The 14,606-nt window shown below is 62.6% G+C and carries 13 protein-coding genes and 1 pseudogene; 8 read left to right on the forward strand and 6 right to left on the reverse strand.

All coding sequences use genetic code 11. From position 1 onward, the window contains the following. The first annotated feature begins 11 nt into the window (after window positions 1–11). Both F758_RS0124180 and ppx read left to right on the forward strand, forming a co-directional pair. Window positions 12–2,216 (forward strand): RNA degradosome polyphosphate kinase, encoded by a 2,205-nt coding sequence (locus F758_RS0124180; protein WP_024510289.1) that lies wholly within the window; start codon window positions 12–14, stop codon window positions 2,214–2,216. 12 nt (window positions 2,217–2,228) lie between these two features. Beyond that, complete coding sequence (gene ppx / locus F758_RS0124185) at window positions 2,229–3,731, forward strand: exopolyphosphatase (RefSeq protein WP_024510290.1); 1,503 nt, start codon at window positions 2,229–2,231, stop codon at window positions 3,729–3,731. A 15-nt stretch (window positions 3,732–3,746) separates the two neighbouring features. Here the strand turns inward: ppx and F758_RS0124190 are convergent, their stop codons facing one another. The 3 genes from F758_RS0124190 to ndk all read right to left on the reverse strand — a co-directional run bounded on the left by F758_RS0124190 (window position 3,747) and on the right by ndk (window position 5,987). After that, window positions 3,747–4,577 carry a TerC family protein gene (locus F758_RS0124190; protein ID WP_024510291.1) on the reverse strand — a complete coding sequence of 277 codons (831 nt, stop codon included), beginning with the start codon at window positions 4,575–4,577 and terminating at the stop codon, window positions 3,747–3,749. A gap of 114 nt (window positions 4,578–4,691) precedes the next feature. After that, window positions 4,692–5,522: a YjbE family putative metal transport protein gene (locus F758_RS0124195; protein ID WP_051387029.1), complete on the reverse strand. Its 831-nt coding sequence runs from the start codon at window positions 5,520–5,522 to the stop codon at window positions 4,692–4,694. A 42-nt stretch (window positions 5,523–5,564) separates the two neighbouring features. After that, a complete protein-coding gene (ndk, locus tag F758_RS0124200) occupies window positions 5,565–5,987 on the reverse strand; it encodes a nucleoside-diphosphate kinase (RefSeq protein WP_024510293.1) in 423 nt (140 codons plus the stop codon). A 284-nt stretch (window positions 5,988–6,271) separates the two neighbouring features. Between ndk and F758_RS0124205 the strand changes: the two genes are divergently transcribed. From F758_RS0124205 to F758_RS0124215, 3 genes are all read left to right on the forward strand, one after another. Further along, on the forward strand, window positions 6,272–6,529 hold the full coding sequence (locus tag F758_RS0124205; RefSeq protein ID WP_024510294.1) for a hypothetical protein: 258 nt from the start codon (window positions 6,272–6,274) through the stop codon (window positions 6,527–6,529). Window positions 6,530–6,707: 178 nt separating this feature from the next. Next, window positions 6,708–6,890: a hypothetical protein gene (locus F758_RS0124210; RefSeq protein ID WP_024510295.1), complete on the forward strand. Its 183-nt coding sequence runs from the start codon at window positions 6,708–6,710 to the stop codon at window positions 6,888–6,890. Window positions 6,891–6,975: 85 nt separating this feature from the next. Further along, window positions 6,976–8,847: an ABC-F family ATP-binding cassette domain-containing protein gene (locus F758_RS0124215; RefSeq protein ID WP_024510296.1), complete on the forward strand. Its 1,872-nt coding sequence runs from the start codon at window positions 6,976–6,978 to the stop codon at window positions 8,845–8,847. 39 nt (window positions 8,848–8,886) lie between these two features. Here the strand turns inward: F758_RS0124215 and F758_RS0124220 are convergent, their stop codons facing one another. The 3 genes from F758_RS0124220 to F758_RS0124230 all read right to left on the reverse strand — a co-directional run bounded on the left by F758_RS0124220 (window position 8,887) and on the right by F758_RS0124230 (window position 11,558). After that, window positions 8,887–9,411 (reverse strand): hypothetical protein, encoded by a 525-nt coding sequence (locus tag F758_RS0124220; protein WP_035722929.1) that lies wholly within the window; start codon window positions 9,409–9,411, stop codon window positions 8,887–8,889. Between the two features lie 195 nt (window positions 9,412–9,606). Further along, complete coding sequence (locus F758_RS0124225; protein ID WP_024510298.1) at window positions 9,607–10,059, reverse strand: DNA polymerase III subunit chi; 453 nt, start codon at window positions 10,057–10,059, stop codon at window positions 9,607–9,609. Continuing rightward, entirely contained in the window at window positions 10,056–11,558 is a 1,503-nt protein-coding gene (locus tag F758_RS0124230) for a leucyl aminopeptidase (RefSeq protein WP_024510299.1), read from the reverse strand. Before F758_RS0124230 ends, F758_RS0124225 begins: the two co-directional genes overlap by 4 nt. Before the next feature lie 364 nt (window positions 11,559–11,922). Between F758_RS0124230 and lptF the strand changes: the two genes are divergently transcribed. The 3 genes and pseudogenes from lptF to F758_RS0124245 form a co-directional block, all read left to right on the forward strand. Continuing rightward, complete coding sequence (lptF, locus tag F758_RS0124235) at window positions 11,923–13,089, forward strand: LPS export ABC transporter permease LptF (RefSeq protein WP_024510300.1); 1,167 nt, start codon at window positions 11,923–11,925, stop codon at window positions 13,087–13,089. Further along, window positions 13,086–14,183 carry an LPS export ABC transporter permease LptG gene (gene lptG, locus F758_RS0124240; RefSeq protein WP_024510301.1) on the forward strand — a complete coding sequence of 366 codons (1,098 nt, stop codon included), beginning with the start codon at window positions 13,086–13,088 and terminating at the stop codon, window positions 14,181–14,183. Before lptF ends, lptG begins: the two co-directional genes overlap by 4 nt. Then, window positions 14,183–14,606: pseudogene (locus F758_RS0124245) on the forward strand (LptA/OstA family protein); the annotation flags it as partial. The gene lptG and the pseudogene F758_RS0124245, both read left to right, overlap by 1 nt.

Genomic DNA, 14,606 nt, shown 5'->3' on the forward strand with positions numbered 1-14,606 from the left:
ATCGATTTCTCATGGAATCCGTGCAAACCACTGTAATTAAAGAAAAAGAGCCCGATTCCGAAAGTCTTCCGGCGATCGCAACCAGCCCCGAGCGCTTCATCAACCGCGAGCTTTCCTGGCTGCATTTCAACCGCCGTGTGTTGGAGGAATCGGTCAATCCCGGGCACCCAGCCCTGGAACGGGTGCGGTTCCTGTCGATTTCCGCCAATAACCTTGACGAGTTCTTCATGGTCCGCGTGGCCGGTATCAAGGCCCAGATCCGTGAGGGCATTACTGAGCGCAGCCCTGACGGGCTCACGCCAGCGGAGCAGCTCACGCGCATCAACCGTTCGGTCTCGCAACTCGCCAACGACCAGCAGGCGATCTGGCGCGACCTGCGCGGCATTCTGGCGGAGGTGGGACTTGTGCTCGTCGACGGTCGCGACGTCACCAAATCGGAGCGGGCCTGGATCGAAGATCACTTCCTCCACAACATTTTCCCGCTGCTCACGCCGCTGGCGATCGATCCCGCCCACCCCTTCCCGTTCATTCCCAATCTTGGCTTTACCGTCGCGCTGCAGCTTTCCCGGCTGTCCGACGGCAAGCCGATGAACGCGCTCATCCGCATGCCCGGCAAGATCGACCGCTTCATTCGCATGCCCGCCAGCAAGGAGGGCGCGACGCGGCTGATTACCCTGGAGCAGGCCACGGTCCTGTTCATCGGTCGCCTGTTCCCTGGTTACACCGTCAAGGGCCAGGGCGCCTTCCGCGTCATCCGCGACTCCGAAATCGAAATCGAGGAAGAAGCGGAAGACCTGGTGCGGCTGTTCGAGACCGCGCTGAAGCGGCGCCGGCGCGGGTCGGTCATCCGGCTGGAAATGGAAGCCAGCATGCCCGAAGACTTGCGCGCCTTCGTGCAGCACGCGCTCTCCTGCGTCGACGATGAGGTCACGCTGGTCGATGGCGTGCTGGCGATGAACGAGCTGTCGCAGCTCACGCGCCTCGACCGTCCCGATCTCGAATTTCCTCCTTACGTTCCGCGCCATCCCGAGCGCGTTCGCGATCATGGCGGCGACATCTTCGCGGCGATCCGACAGAAGGACCTGATCGTTCATCACCCTTACGAGTCCTTCGACGTGGTGGTGCAGTTCCTGCAACAGGCCGCGCGCGATCCCGACGTCGTGGCGATCAAGCAGACCCTCTACCGTACCTCCAACAACTCGCCGATTGTGCGCGCGCTGGCGGAAGCCGCCGAAGCCGGAAAATCGGTCACCGCGCTGATCGAGCTGAAGGCGCGGTTCGACGAGGAAGCCAACATCCGCTGGGCGCGCGACCTCGAACGCGCCGGCGTCCAGGTGGTCTACGGCTTCCTCGAACTCAAAACGCATGCCAAGCTGTCGCTGATCGTGCGGCGCGAGGGCGGTAGCCTCACCACTTATGTGCACACCGGGACCGGCAACTATCATCCGGTTACGGCGCGCATCTATACCGATCTCTCCTATTTCACTTGCGATCCGATCATCGGGCGCGACGTGGCGCGGGTCTTCAATTACATCACCGGTTATGCCGCCCCGAGCGATCTTGAGAAGCTCGCGGTCTCGCCGCTGAACTTACGCAAGCGGATGCTCGAGCATATTCATGACGAGATCGAGCACGCCCGCCATGGCAGGCCCGCCGCGATCTGGATGAAGATGAATGCGCTGGTCGATCCCGATATCATCGACGCGCTCTACCAGGCCTCTCAGGCCGGCGTTTCCATCGAACTCGTGGTGCGCGGTATCTGCTGCCTGCGGCCCGGCCTGCCCGGCCTGTCGGAGAACATCCGCGTCAAATCCGTCATCGGCCGCTTCCTGGAGCACGGCCGAATCTACTGCTTCGGCATGGGACAAGGCTTACCCAGCGCGAAGGCGGCTGTGTATATCTCCTCCGCCGACATGATGCCGCGCAACCTCGACAGGCGCGTCGAGGTATTGTGTCCGCTGCAAAATCCCACGGTACATCAGCAGGTTCTCGAGCAGATCATGATCGCGAATCTGAAGGACACCGAGCAGAGCTGGCAATTGTTGCCGGACGGATCGTCAACGCGTATGAAGGCGGCGAAAGGCGAAGAGCCCTTCAACCTGCACAATTACTTCATGACGAATCCGAGTCTTTCAGGCCGTGGGAAGTCGCTTAAGGAATTCGCGCCGCGCCGCCTCACCCGTCGCAGCGAGCGTCAGCATACGCCGACACCGTAACGGAGCGCGGCGGTGAAGCGACCGCGCAAACGCAACTCCAGCGTCGCGGTCATCGACATCGGCTCGAACTCGGTCCGCCTCGTCGTCTATGAAGCGCTGGCGCGCAGCCTGATCACCATCTTCAACGAGAAGGCGCTGTGCGGACTTGGCCGCGAGGTCCAGAGCACGGGCCTGCTCGCGCCCGATGCGGTGGCCAGGGCGCTGACCGCGCTGCGCCGCTTCCGCGGCCTGTGCAAGATCCAGCAGGTCGGGCGCGTCTATGCGATCGCGACGGCTGCCTGTCGCGACGCCTCTAACGGCGCCGACTTCATCGCCAAGGCCGAGCGCATTTGCGGCGTACCCATCGAAATTCTCTCGGGGCCGCGCGAAGCCAAATTGTCGGCGCTCGGCGTCGTCTCCGGCCTCCACAAGCCCGACGGCATCGTCGGCGATCTCGGCGGCGGCTCGCTCGAGTTGATCGATGTTCGCGGCAACAGCGTGCGCAGCGGCGTGACGCTGCGCCTTGGCAGCTTGGCGCTGCAGGACCTCTCGCACAAGTCGCTCAAGCGCGCCGAGCGCATCGTTCGGAACGATTTGTCCGAAGTCTCCCAGCTCAAGGCTGGCCGCGGCCGCACCTTCTATGCGGTTGGCGGCACATGGCGGGCGCTGGCGCGGATTCACATCTTCCAGAGCGGCTATCCGCTCGGGGTGATGCACGGCTATTCGATTCCGGCCGCGGAAGCGCTCGATTTCGCGCGGCGGCTACGGCGCCTAGCCGCCGCGAACATGCTCGCGAACATCGAGATGGTCGCCGATGCCCGGCGTCCCCTCCTGACCTATGGCGCCCTGGTGCTGGAATACATCATCCGCGTCGCCAGGCCGAAGACCATCACATTCTCCACCTTCGGCGTGCGCGAAGGCCTGCTCTATTCAATGCTGCCGGATCAGGAGCGTGCCAAGGACGGCTTGCTCTGCGCCGCGGAGGAGCTCAATCAGTTGCTGTCGCGCTCCGCCCGGCACGCGAAGGAGCTGATCGAGTGGAGCGACCGGTTCGTGCGCGTGGTGAAACTGCGGGAAACCGACGAGGACCGCCGGCTGCGCCACGCCGCCTGCCTGCTGTCGGATATCGGCTGGCGCGTGCACCCCGATCATCGCGGCGAGCAGACGCTGACCCAGATCATCAACGGTAATTTCGGCGATATCGGCCATCAGGGCCGGGCCTTTGTCGGGTTGGCCGTGTTCTTCCGCTATGCCGGATTGAGCGAAGAGAACCAGCCGCCGCAAATCATCCAGGACCTGGTCAGCCCAGCGATGCTGGAGCGCGCGCGCGTGCTGGGCGCAGCCTTCCGCGTGGCCCATCTCATTTCGGCGGCGCGCCCCGGCGTGCTGCCGGCGACCCATTTCCGCAACGAGGGGCGCAATCTGATGCTGGTCTTCGAGCACCGGATGGTCGATCTGGTGGCCGACCGGGTCGGCGGCCGCTTCCGCCAGCTCGCGCGTCTCGTCGGCCGCTCCGGTTCGATCGTGCTGCGCTAGCTTGCGGGCAAACGGTTACGCCGCCCCATGAGCCATGTGGTGCAGGCTGCGCCGTCGCCAGATCGAGCCAACGAGGAGCACGACAAGCACGCCCAGAGCGGCACAAAGGATTTCTCCAGCGTTGCCGCCCACGAACAACGGGGCAACGCCGAGCAGCGTCAGCAGGGTGTCGAACTCAAAGCCAAGCGCACCGTCGAGAAGGCTCCGCAGCTTCGGATGCACGGCCGGATCGGTTGCAATCACATTGCCGGCAATCCAGCCGAGCAAGGCCGAGCCGGCCCAGACCAGGATCGGCAACAGATTTAAGAGCGCCATGATTAGACCGGCTCCGGCGATGATCAGGGGAATGCTGCTTGCAAGTCCGAAGACGAGGAGCGGTATGCTGCCCTCGGCGGCAGCGGCCACCGCGATCACATTGTCGAGGCTCATCACGATGTCCGCGAGCGCCACGATCTGGATCGCCGCCCACAGATGCGCTGCGGACTTGATGCCCCCTTCGTCCTCCCTTTCGGGGACCAGCAGCTTGGCGGCAATGACGATCAGCGCCAGTCCGCCGACCAGCTTCAGATAGGGCAGTCCCATCACGGTCGCGATGATCACGGTGAAGAGAATGCGCAGCGCCACGGCCGCCGCCGTCCCAAGCATCATGCCCCAGAGTCGTTGCCGCGGCTGCAAGCCGCGGCAGGCCAACGCCACCACCAGCGCGTTGTCGCCCGACAACAGCACATTGATCCAGATGATCTTGGATACGTTCACCCAGAAGTGCGGATGCTGAAACTCGGCATAAAGCTGCATGAATGTTGTCCCGACCCAGGATGGGTCGAAAACGTTCGACAACCAGTTCAAAATCCGACCTCCGCGAGAAGCTTTCAATTTGCGTATCGCAAAAAGTCGCGGGAGCGTCCGGCGGCTATTTGTCGCAAAGCCGGCAGACAATGCGGGAAGCCTTCAGTCGGGATATCAGCCAGCGGGGGCTTCTTTCCCGTGCAGCTTCCGGCGGCGCCAAATAGATCCGACAATGAGAACGAAGAGGGCGCCGAGGACCGAAAATGCGATTTCGTCGAGTTCCCCATCGAACCGAAGATGCCTGACAAACCCGAACATCGAAGATGTGGTATCGATGTTCAGGCTGACATCGCCTTCCAGCAAGTTGTGCAGCCGCGGAGCGATGGCCGGATCGCTTGAGATCACATCGCCCGCGATCCAGCCCAGAAGCATCGCGCCCAGCCAAACCAGGAGCGGAAAGCGATCGAGCACCAGCATGATTAACGCCGCGCCCGCGATAATCATCGGAATGCTGATCGCAAGGCCCAGGATCAATAGCGCGAGCTGGCCGTTCGCGGCAGCCGCCACCGCGATCACATTGTCCAAGCTCATGATGATATCGGCGATCACGACGATACGCACCGCGTGCCAGAGCGTGGTGCCCGCGGCGATTTCATCCCCCTCGTCCTCGGGCACCAGCAGCTTGGCGGCGATGACCAACAGCGCAAGGCCGCCGATCACTTTGAGATACGGCAGCTCCATCAGGGTCGCGACGATCCCGGTGAAGAGAATCAGAAGGATCACCGCGATGCCGGCGCCGATCACCATGCCCCAGAGCCGGTGTCGGCCATGCAACCCACGGCAGGCCATAGCAATGACCAGCGCGTTGTCTCCCGACAACAGCACGTTGACCCAAATGATCTTGCCAACCGCGAGCCAGAATGTCGGCTTCTGGATGTCAGCGTGCAATTGGGTAAGAAACACGCTGAGATTGGTGGGATCAAATGCCTGCAGTAACAGGATCACAGCCTATCCCCCGCGGCTTGCCTCAGCCCAGGCCAGCCTCCATCAGCCTACGATTTCGTTGCCGGAGAAAAACTGCGCGATTTCGACAGCGGCCGTCTCGGGCGCATCCGAACCATGCACGGAGTTCTCGCCGATCGATTTCGCATGGAGCTTGCGGATCGTTCCCTCGGCCGCCTTCGACGGATCGGTGGCGCCCATCACCTCGCGGTATTTCGCAATCGCGCCCTCGCCTTCCAGAACCTGCACCACGACCGGGCCGGAGGTCATGAAATCCACCAGTTCGCCGAAGAACGGGCGGGCCTTATGCACCGCGTAGAAGGTCTCCGCCTGTTCGCGCGTCATGCGGATGCGCTTTTGCGCAACGATCCGAAGGCCTGCCTTCTCGATCAGCGCATTGATTGCGCCGGTCAGATTGCGCTCGGTCGCGTCCGGCTTGATGATCGAGAAGGTACGTTCAATCGCCATGTCATGATCCTCAAAAAGGCGGGTGAATTCGTGAGTTGCGGGCTTATATCGGCGCCCACCTCGGACGGCAAGCGACCCCGGCGGACGGACATAGGCGACCGGTGATCGCGGGAAATTACAGCAATTTCACCAAGCTGAACCCATCCTGCAGGCTCCAGCCCGATCCTGTTCAGCCTGGCCCCGATAGGCTGCAATCGACCAAGCGTCTCGTGCTTCGCCGAGACGCTGCAGGCCGAGCTTTCACCCACCGGCGCAAACCGCGCCGAAGCTTTGAGGAGATCACCATGTTCCGCAAACTTTCGCTTGTTGCAGTTGCCGCGGTATCGTTGGGCGCGGCCATGGCGCCGACGTCGGCCTCCGCCTGGGGCTGGCATGGCGGCTGGCATCACGGTTGGGGCTGGTGGGGCCCCCGCGTCGTAGTCGGCGGCCCCGTCTATTACGGCTACGCTCGCCCCTCCTACGGATACGGCAGTTGCTTTGTGCGCCGCCTGGTCCCAACGCCCTGGGGACCGCGCTGGCGGCTGGTCAATACCTGCTACTGATTTTGTCGTTATCAGGTGAAGGAGCCCCGGGCCGCCCGGGGCTCCTTCCAGGCCGCAACCGCCCGATTTGTATGGATTTTTTTAACCTAAGAGCGACGTGACGGGCGGGAAACAATTTGAGCGTTCATGACTTGGTTCGGCGTTACGGGTTGAATGGAGAGCGCCAAGCGGAACTCGTATGAGCGGCCAGAGCGGCAATAGCAGCGCAATGATCGACGGCAAGACCAGCCGATCGATATGTGAGGCCGTGGGCCAGCGGCTGCAACAGAGCCTTCAGCCGGACTTTTCACAATTGCCCGATCATCTGCGCGATCTCATGGACGCTCTGCGCAGACAGGATTGTGAGATGCGCTCGCGCTAGCTCGTAGGCATTGCTAGCTCGCAGGCATTTCGGTGCGGCTCACAAAGCGGTTGCGTTTAGCGGCGACTGCGGTGACAAGGCGCGCATGCTTGTCATCACCGACCTGTCGGTCCGCCTCGCCGGACGGCTTTTGATTGATCATGCCTCTGCGCAAATTGTGCCCGGAGCACGCGTCGGCCTCGTCGGCCGCAACGGCACCGGCAAATCGACATTGTTTCGCGCCATTCGCGGTGAAATCGCAACCGAAAGCGGAACCGTCATCGTTCCGCCGCGATGGCGGATCGGCAGCCTGGCTCAGGAGGCGCCGAACGGCCCCGAGAACCTGTTGACAGTCGTGCTCAGGGCAGACCGCGAGCGCGATGCGCTGTTGCGCGAAGCCGAGACCGCGACCGACCCGCAACGCATCGCCGAAATCCAGACCAGGCTCGCCGATATCGACGCCCATTCTGCGCCTGCCCGCGCGGCTGCGATCCTCAGCGGTCTCGGCTTCTCGAGCGCGGATCAGGCGCGTCCGGTTTCCGAGTTCTCCGGTGGCTGGCGCATGCGCGTTGCGCTCGCCGCGACACTGTTTTCGGCGCCCGATCTGTTGCTGCTGGACGAACCGACCAACTATCTCGACCTCGAAGGTACGCTGTGGCTTGACGATCATCTCGCGAATTATCCGCGCACGGTGATCGTGATCAGCCACGACCGCGACCTGCTCGACACCTCGGTCGACCAGATCCTGCATCTTGAGCGCGGCAAGCTCACGCTCTATCGCGGCTCCTATTCCTCGTTCGAGGAGCAGCGCGCCGCGCGCGAATTGCTCGACGCCAAGCACGCCAAGCGCCAGGAAGCCGAGCGCAAGCGCCTGCAGGCCTTTGTCGATCGTTTCAAGGCCAAGGCCTCAAAGGCACGCCAGGCGCAGTCGCGGGTGAAGATGCTGGAGAAGATGAAGCCGGTCGCGGCCCTGGTGCGCGAAGAGGTGCGCGAAATCAGCTTTCCCGCCCCGGACAGGCTCTTGTCGCCGCCAATCATTGCGGTCGACAATGTCTCCGTCGGCTACGATCCGCAAAAACCGGTGCTGAGGCGCGTCACCTTGAGGATCGACAATGACGACCGCATCGCCCTGCTCGGCGCCAACGGCAACGGCAAATCGACGCTGGTGAAGCTTCTGGCAGACCGCCTCAAGCCTTTTTCCGGCACGATCGCGCGAGCCGAAAGGCTCTCGATTGCCTATTTCGCCCAGCATCAGCTCGATGAATTGAACGAGGACGCGTCCGTCTACGATCACATCCGCAAGCTGATGCCCGAGGCACCGGAAGCCAAAGTGCGTGCGCGCGCCGGCGCAATCGGATTTTCCGGCAGCACGGCGGACACAAAGGCCGGCAGCCTATCAGGCGGCGAGAAGGCAAGGCTGCTGTTGGGTCTTGCGACCTTCTTCGGCCCCAACATGATCATTCTGGACGAGCCCACCAACCATCTGGATATCGACAGCCGCGCCGCCCTCGCCGAGGCGATCAACGAATTTCCAGGCGCGGTGATCATGGTCTCGCACGACCGCTACCTGATCGAGGCCTGTGCAGATCGGCTGTGGGTGGTCGCCGATGGCACTGTGACGAGTTTTGACGGCGACCTCGACGAATACGGGCGAAGAGTGCTGTCGACGCGCGGCGCGCGCGTGACGTCCCGTGAAACCGAGGAGGTCCGCAATACGAAAAACGATAGACCGGAGCGGCCAAAGGCGGAGAAGCGCGGCTCGCTGAAACAGCGGATTTCGAATGCCGAGACCGAGATGGCGCGGATCAGCGAAATCATCGCCAAGATCGATACCGCCCTGGCGCTGCCGGATCTGTTCACGCGCGATCCCAAGCAGGCGGCTCAGCTCTCAAAGGCGCGCGCCAATGCGGCGGACGCGTTGGCGCGGGCCGAAGAAGAGTGGCTGGAGGCCAGCAGCCTCTACGACGAGGCGGGCTGACAGGCCATCTCAGCGGGTATTCACCCCGCCAAACGCGGATCAGCTCGCCGCCGGCTTTTTCTTGCCCCTAGCCTTGGATTTTGCGGCCTTCGGCGGGGCGGCCTGCTCGGGCACACCCTCGATTGAACTCAGCCGGCCTGCCGTAAACGTGTAGATGCCGGCACGCGGACCATGGTTCCAGGTAACGACGGCGAGTCGCTCCCCGCGCTGGTTGTTGGAGATGTTGATGTTGTCAGGTGCGCCGATACCGCGCACGACGTCGCACTCGGTATGACCCAGCGCCACCGTTCCCGAGCCAGGCGGCGGCGCGCCCGGCACCGCGTCTGTCGAGGCATTGGCGTCAGCGGGTGCGGCGGGCGCCGGCATGCCCGGGCAGGCGCCGTTGGCACTGACAAGATCATCAGGCGTAACCGGCTTATCCGGCGTCAGCGGTGGCGCATCGATCGAGACGTTCTTGATGAACAGCCGACCGGGGCGCGAGAACCACTCCGCATCCTTCGACAACAGGTCGGATTGAAACATGTCGGCCGCGCCTGAACAGCCCGCAATCGCAGGAGCCAGCATGAGGAGCAGCGCCAGTTGCTTTCGAAGGTGGGTGCTGTTTTTCACGTCGAACTGAAATCTCACCTCGGCGGTAAGGCCCGAAGCGTTTGTCCCAACATCACTTTGCGGCACGACCGTGGCTAGCGCAAGACAACGGGCGAAATCCCAACAACATCCTTAATCCGATCGCAGGACCGAGTCGCGCGCACGGCAGCGCTAGTCCCGCCGCTGCCATCGGCCGCGCTCGTCGGCCTGCCAATAGGTCACCTCGAAGCCCCGCGACTTGCACTGCGTCCAGGCGCCGCGGGCGGCGGCAAGCGAGTCGGGATCGTCGCCGTTGAACACCAGCACCAGGCGCTCGTAGCTCTCGGCATCGGCGGGAACGGCGGCATTGTCGATCAGAAACCGGATGTTGGCGCGATTGGGATTATCTTCGTCGATCACCAGCACGATCGGCTGATCGGCCAGATCGCCGGAACGCCAGGTTGCGTGCGGCAGGAACGAATCGTCGCGATAGGTCCATAGATGCGCGTCCAGCGCCTCGGCACGTTCCTGCGACGTCGACTGCACGACCACCCGCCAACCGCGCTCGAGCGATTTCTCAAGCAACGGCGGCAAGACGCTTTCCAGCGACATGTTTTGCAGGTGATAGAACAGGACCTCGGTCATTTCTTCGCTTCATAATGATCGGCGACCAGCCGGTTCAAGAGGCGCACGCCGAAACCCGAACCCCAGCTCTGGTTGATTTCGCTCTTGGGTGCGCCCATCGCCGTTCCCGCAATATCGAGATGTGCCCAAGGGGTGTTGTCGACAAAACGTTGCAGAAATTGCGCCGCGGTGATCGAGCCGCCATAGCGGCCGCCGGTGTTTTTCATGTCCGCAAATTGCGAATCGATAAGCTTGTCGTATTCGGGCGAGAGCGGCATGCGCCAGACCTTCTCGCCCGTCTCGAGCCCGCACTTGACCAGGCGCTCCGCCAATTCGTCATTGTTGGAGAACAGCCCGGCGTGCTCGTTGCCGAGCGACACCACGATCGCGCCCGTCAGGGTTGCAAGATCGACCATGAATTTCGGCTTGATCTTCTTGGCCACGTACCAAAGCACATCGGCGAGCACCAGTCGGCCTTCGGCATCGGTGTTGATGATCTCGATGGTCTGACCGGACATCGAGGTGACGATGTCGCCGGGGCGCTGCGCATTGCCGCTTGGCATGTTCTCGACAAGCCCAATCGCGCCCACCGCGTTCACCTTAGCCTTGCGCGCAGCCAGTGCGTGCATCAGGCCGACAACGCAAGCAGCGCCCGCCATGTCTCCCTTCATCTCCTCCATATTGGCGGCGCCCTTGATGGAAATGCCGCCGGTATCGAAGCAGACGCCCTTGCCGACGAAGGCGACCGGTGCTTCACCGCGCTTTCCGCCGTTCCAGCGCATGATCACGGTGCGGCCCGGTCGCTCCGAGCCTTGCGCCACCCCCAAGAGCGCGCCCATGCCGAGCTTGGTCATCGCTTTCACGTCGAGAATCTCGACCTCGACGTCCAGCTTGCGCAATTGGGCGGCGCGCCGGGCAAACTCCTCGGGGTAAAGCACGTTCGGCGGCTCGTTCACGAGATCGCGCGCCAGGTCGACACCGTCGACCACCTGCGAATCGGGCGCAAAGGCTTTGCGCGTTGCCGCCACATCTTCGACGGCCAAGGAAATGTCGGCGCGTAAACCGCCCTCCTCGCCTTCCTTCTTCTTGGTCTTGTAGCGGTCGAATCGATAGGCGCGCAGCCGGATGCCGGTCGCTATTGCGGCAGCCTGATCGGGCTGCATGGCTCCTGCCGGCAATTCCGCCAACACCGTGACGTGCTCACTGCCGCCGTTCAGCTTGCCGGCCAACACGCCGCCGAACTTGAGGAAATCTCCTTCTTTCAGCTCCGAGACTTTTCCAGCGCCAATCACGATCAAGCGCTGAATCTTGATTCCTTCCGGTTCATAAAGATCGAGCGTTGAACCGCTTTTTCCCTTGAACCGGCTGCTCGTCGCCGCGCGCTTCACCAGGTCAGCCGCCGGCCCCAGGACCTTGCGCGCGGTATCCCCGAGCTTGAGGGTGTCGTCGCAAAACACCACCAGAACGCCGCGCGGGGTAGCTGAAAGCGGGGCGAAGCCGACCTTGACGGCGTCGGGCATAAGTCAATCCTCCAAATAAACAGGGCAGTCGTGGGCGAGATGGGTGGCCGGAGTGGTCCGAGGGATGGTCGATCGGCGGCGATACGGGGGCGAGTTGGGCGCCCCACGGCGTCGCACCTGCGTACTATGGCCCGTCGCCCGCTATCGTGCCAAGCGCTGCCGTGGCAAGCTGGCCACATTTGGGAAATATTAAGCATGGATGATGGGCGCCACGGCCCAGCCATTTTGTTGACGGATCAAAGGGATGCTAGTGAGACATTAAGCGGACGGGGCGCGTCTTACGCTAGTTTTGGGGAGCCCTTTTCGAAGGGGTTGGTTGGGGTTCTTCGCGCCCGCGGTCGCGGTGCGGATTCGTGCGGTAGTGATGGGGTCGATCGATAGGTATATTTTCCGCACGACGCTCGCGTCGTTCGCGCTGGTCCTGATCAGCCTGACGGGCGTGATCTGGATCACGCAGGCGTTGCGCGGCATCGACCTGATGACCAGTCAGGGGCAGACCATCCTGACCTTTCTCGGCGTCACCAGCCTCGTGATTCCTGCCCTTGTTCTGGTCATCTCGCCGATTGCGCTGATGATCGCGATCTCGCACACGCTGAACAAGCTCGCGACCGACTCGGAAATCATCGTGATGAACGCGGCCGGCTTCTCGCCGTTTCGGCTGTTCCGGCCCTTCTTTTATGCCACGTGTGTCGTCGCGCTCCTGGTCGCCTTCATCGCATCCTATCTCTCGCCTGACGGCCTGCGGCGGCTCAAGCAATGGGACGCGGAAATCACCGCCGACGTGCTGACCAACATTCTGCAGCCGGGCCGCTTCGCCCAGCTCGATCAGAACCTGACGATACGCATTCGTGAGCGGCAACCGGGCGGCATGTTGAAGGGCATCTTCATCGACGACCGGCGGGACCCGAAGGAGCGCGCGACCATAATCGCCGATCACGGTACGGTGGTGAAAAGCGGTGACGGCTCGTTCCTGGTCCTCGAAGACGGCAATTTGCAGCGATTCGAGGCGGGAAAACGCGATCCCGCGCTGGTGGCATTCGGCCGCTACGCTTTCGATATGTCGAAATTCTCCAAAGGCCACGACGTCGCGCTCGGCATTCGCGAACGCTATCTGTGGGAATTGCTCGATCCGGCTGAGGACGATCCGATTTACAAGCAGATCCCCGGCCAGTTCCGTGCCGAGTTGCATGACCGCTTCATGGCGCCAATCTATCCCTTCGCCTTCGCCGCGCTGACGTTCGCCTTCCTCGGTGCGCCGCGCACCACGCGCCAGAGCCGAAACTTCTCCATCGGCGGCTCGATCCTGGCCGTGTTTGGCGTCCGGATGATCGGATTCGCCTGCTCGGTGATGGCCGTGAAATCGCCGTTTGCGCCGGTCGTGCAATATCTGATGCTACTTCTCACGATTGGCCTCAGCATCTGGATCATCATCGGCGGCATCGTGCTGGAGCCGCCGCCGGCCCTGCTGGAGGCCATCAACAAATCCAACGCGCGCCTGTTGCGACTCTTCGGACGTCCGGCCACCGCATGAGCATGCTCATCAACACGCTAGGGCGCTATTTTGCCGGCCGCTTCGTGATTTCGGCGCTTGGCGTATTCCTCAGCATTTTTATGCTGCTGGTGCTGGTCGACTATATCGAGATGGTCAGGAAAACCTCGGGACTGGTGGGAGTTTCCGCGTTGATGGTGGCGGAGACGTCGCTGTTCCGAGTGCCGCAGTTGCTCGAGAAAATGATGCCGTTCTGCATCCTGATCGGCGCAATGACCTGCTATCTCGCGCTGTCGCGGCGACTGGAGCTGGTGGTCGCGCGCGCCGCAGGCGTGTCGGCGTGGCAATTCATCGCACCAGCCCTGGCCAGCGCGATCGTCCTCGGCGTGCTCGCTACCGTCGCCTATAATCCGATGTCGGCGAATCTGAGCGAACTCTCCAAGCGCATGGAAGCAGAGCTGTTCGGCAATGCACCGGGCGGCGGTGTCCAGGATGCGTCCGGCTTCTGGATCAATCAGGTGAACAGTGACGGCCAGATGATCATCAACGCTGCGCGCAGCGAGCGGCAGGGCGTTAGGCTGACCGGACTCACGCTGTTTCGATTCGATACGGACGGCAAATTCAAGGAGCGAATCGAAGCGCGCGAAGCAACGCTCGAGGATGGCCATTGGCTGTTCAAATCGGTCCGACGCTACGCGCTCGACGGCCCGCCGGTCGACCAGGACAGCTTCGAACTCCCGACCACGCTCACGCCAGCCCAGGTGCGCAACAGCTTTTCCACACCCGAAACTGTGTCGTTTTGGCAACTACCGAACTACATCCGCTCATCGGAAAGTTCGGGGTTTGCGACGGCGGGCTACCGGCTGCAGTACCATAAGTTGATCGCACAGCCGTTTTTGCTGGCTGCAATGGTGATGTTGGCTGCATCGGTGTCGTTGCGCTTCTTCCGTTTTGGCGGCGTGCAAAAGATGGTTTTAAGTGGCGTGGGCGCCGGCTTTCTGCTCTACGTGCTGTCGAAAGTAACTGAGGATTTGAGCAAGGCTGAGTTGATGCATCCGATCGCGGCCGCGTGGCTGCCCGTGCTTGTGGGCGGCCTGACGGGCTTTTTGGCCTTGCTGTATCAGGAGGACGGCTAGTGGCTTCGGTCGCCGCCCTTCGCGAGCGTTTGTCCGCATTCCGGCGGCGCACGGTCGTGCGCCCTGAGCAAATGCGCTTGGCCGCGTTTTGCCCGCCCCTGCTTGCTCTGCTTCTTGTTGTCGCCCTGAGCGGCGCGATCGAACTTGCGTCGACGACCTCTGCCTCCGCACAAGGCTTCACCTACAATCCGCGCCCGGCGCGGCCCGTGCCGCCGCGCNTTGCCAACGACAACCAGATGCTGGTCCAGGCCAACGAGGTGGACTACGACTACAACAATTCGCGGGTGTCGGCGGTCGGCAACGTGCAGTTGTTCTACAACGGCACCAGCGTCGAGGCCGACAAGGTCATCTACGATCAGAAGACCAAGCGGCTGCATGCCGAAGGCAACATCCGCATGACGGATGCCGACGGCAAGATCACCT

It is taken from the genome of Bradyrhizobium sp. ARR65 (genome assembly GCF_000472385.1).
Lineage (GTDB): Bacteria > Pseudomonadota > Alphaproteobacteria > Rhizobiales > Xanthobacteraceae > Bradyrhizobium.

Coding starts and splice junctions, on each gene's coding strand:
- lptG (WP_024510301.1), top strand. CDS start 13,086: ATGAGCATGCTCATCAACACGCTAGGGCGCTATTTTGCCGGCCGCTTC.
- ndk (WP_024510293.1), bottom strand. CDS start 5,987: ATGGCGATTGAACGTACCTTCTCGATCATCAAGCCGGACGCGACCGAG.
- F758_RS0124180 (WP_024510289.1), top strand. CDS start 12: ATGGAATCCGTGCAAACCACTGTAATTAAAGAAAAAGAGCCCGATTCC.
- F758_RS0124230 (WP_024510299.1), bottom strand. CDS start 11,558: ATGCCCGACGCCGTCAAGGTCGGCTTCGCCCCGCTTTCAGCTACCCCG.
- F758_RS0124215 (WP_024510296.1), top strand. CDS start 6,976: ATGCTTGTCATCACCGACCTGTCGGTCCGCCTCGCCGGACGGCTTTTG.
- F758_RS0124205 (WP_024510294.1), top strand. CDS start 6,272: ATGTTCCGCAAACTTTCGCTTGTTGCAGTTGCCGCGGTATCGTTGGGC.
- lptF (WP_024510300.1), top strand. CDS start 11,923: ATGGGGTCGATCGATAGGTATATTTTCCGCACGACGCTCGCGTCGTTC.
- F758_RS0124210 (WP_024510295.1), top strand. CDS start 6,708: ATGAGCGGCCAGAGCGGCAATAGCAGCGCAATGATCGACGGCAAGACC.
- F758_RS0124220 (WP_035722929.1), bottom strand. CDS start 9,411: ATGCTGGCTCCTGCGATTGCGGGCTGTTCAGGCGCGGCCGACATGTTT.
- F758_RS0124225 (WP_024510298.1), bottom strand. CDS start 10,059: ATGACCGAGGTCCTGTTCTATCACCTGCAAAACATGTCGCTGGAAAGC.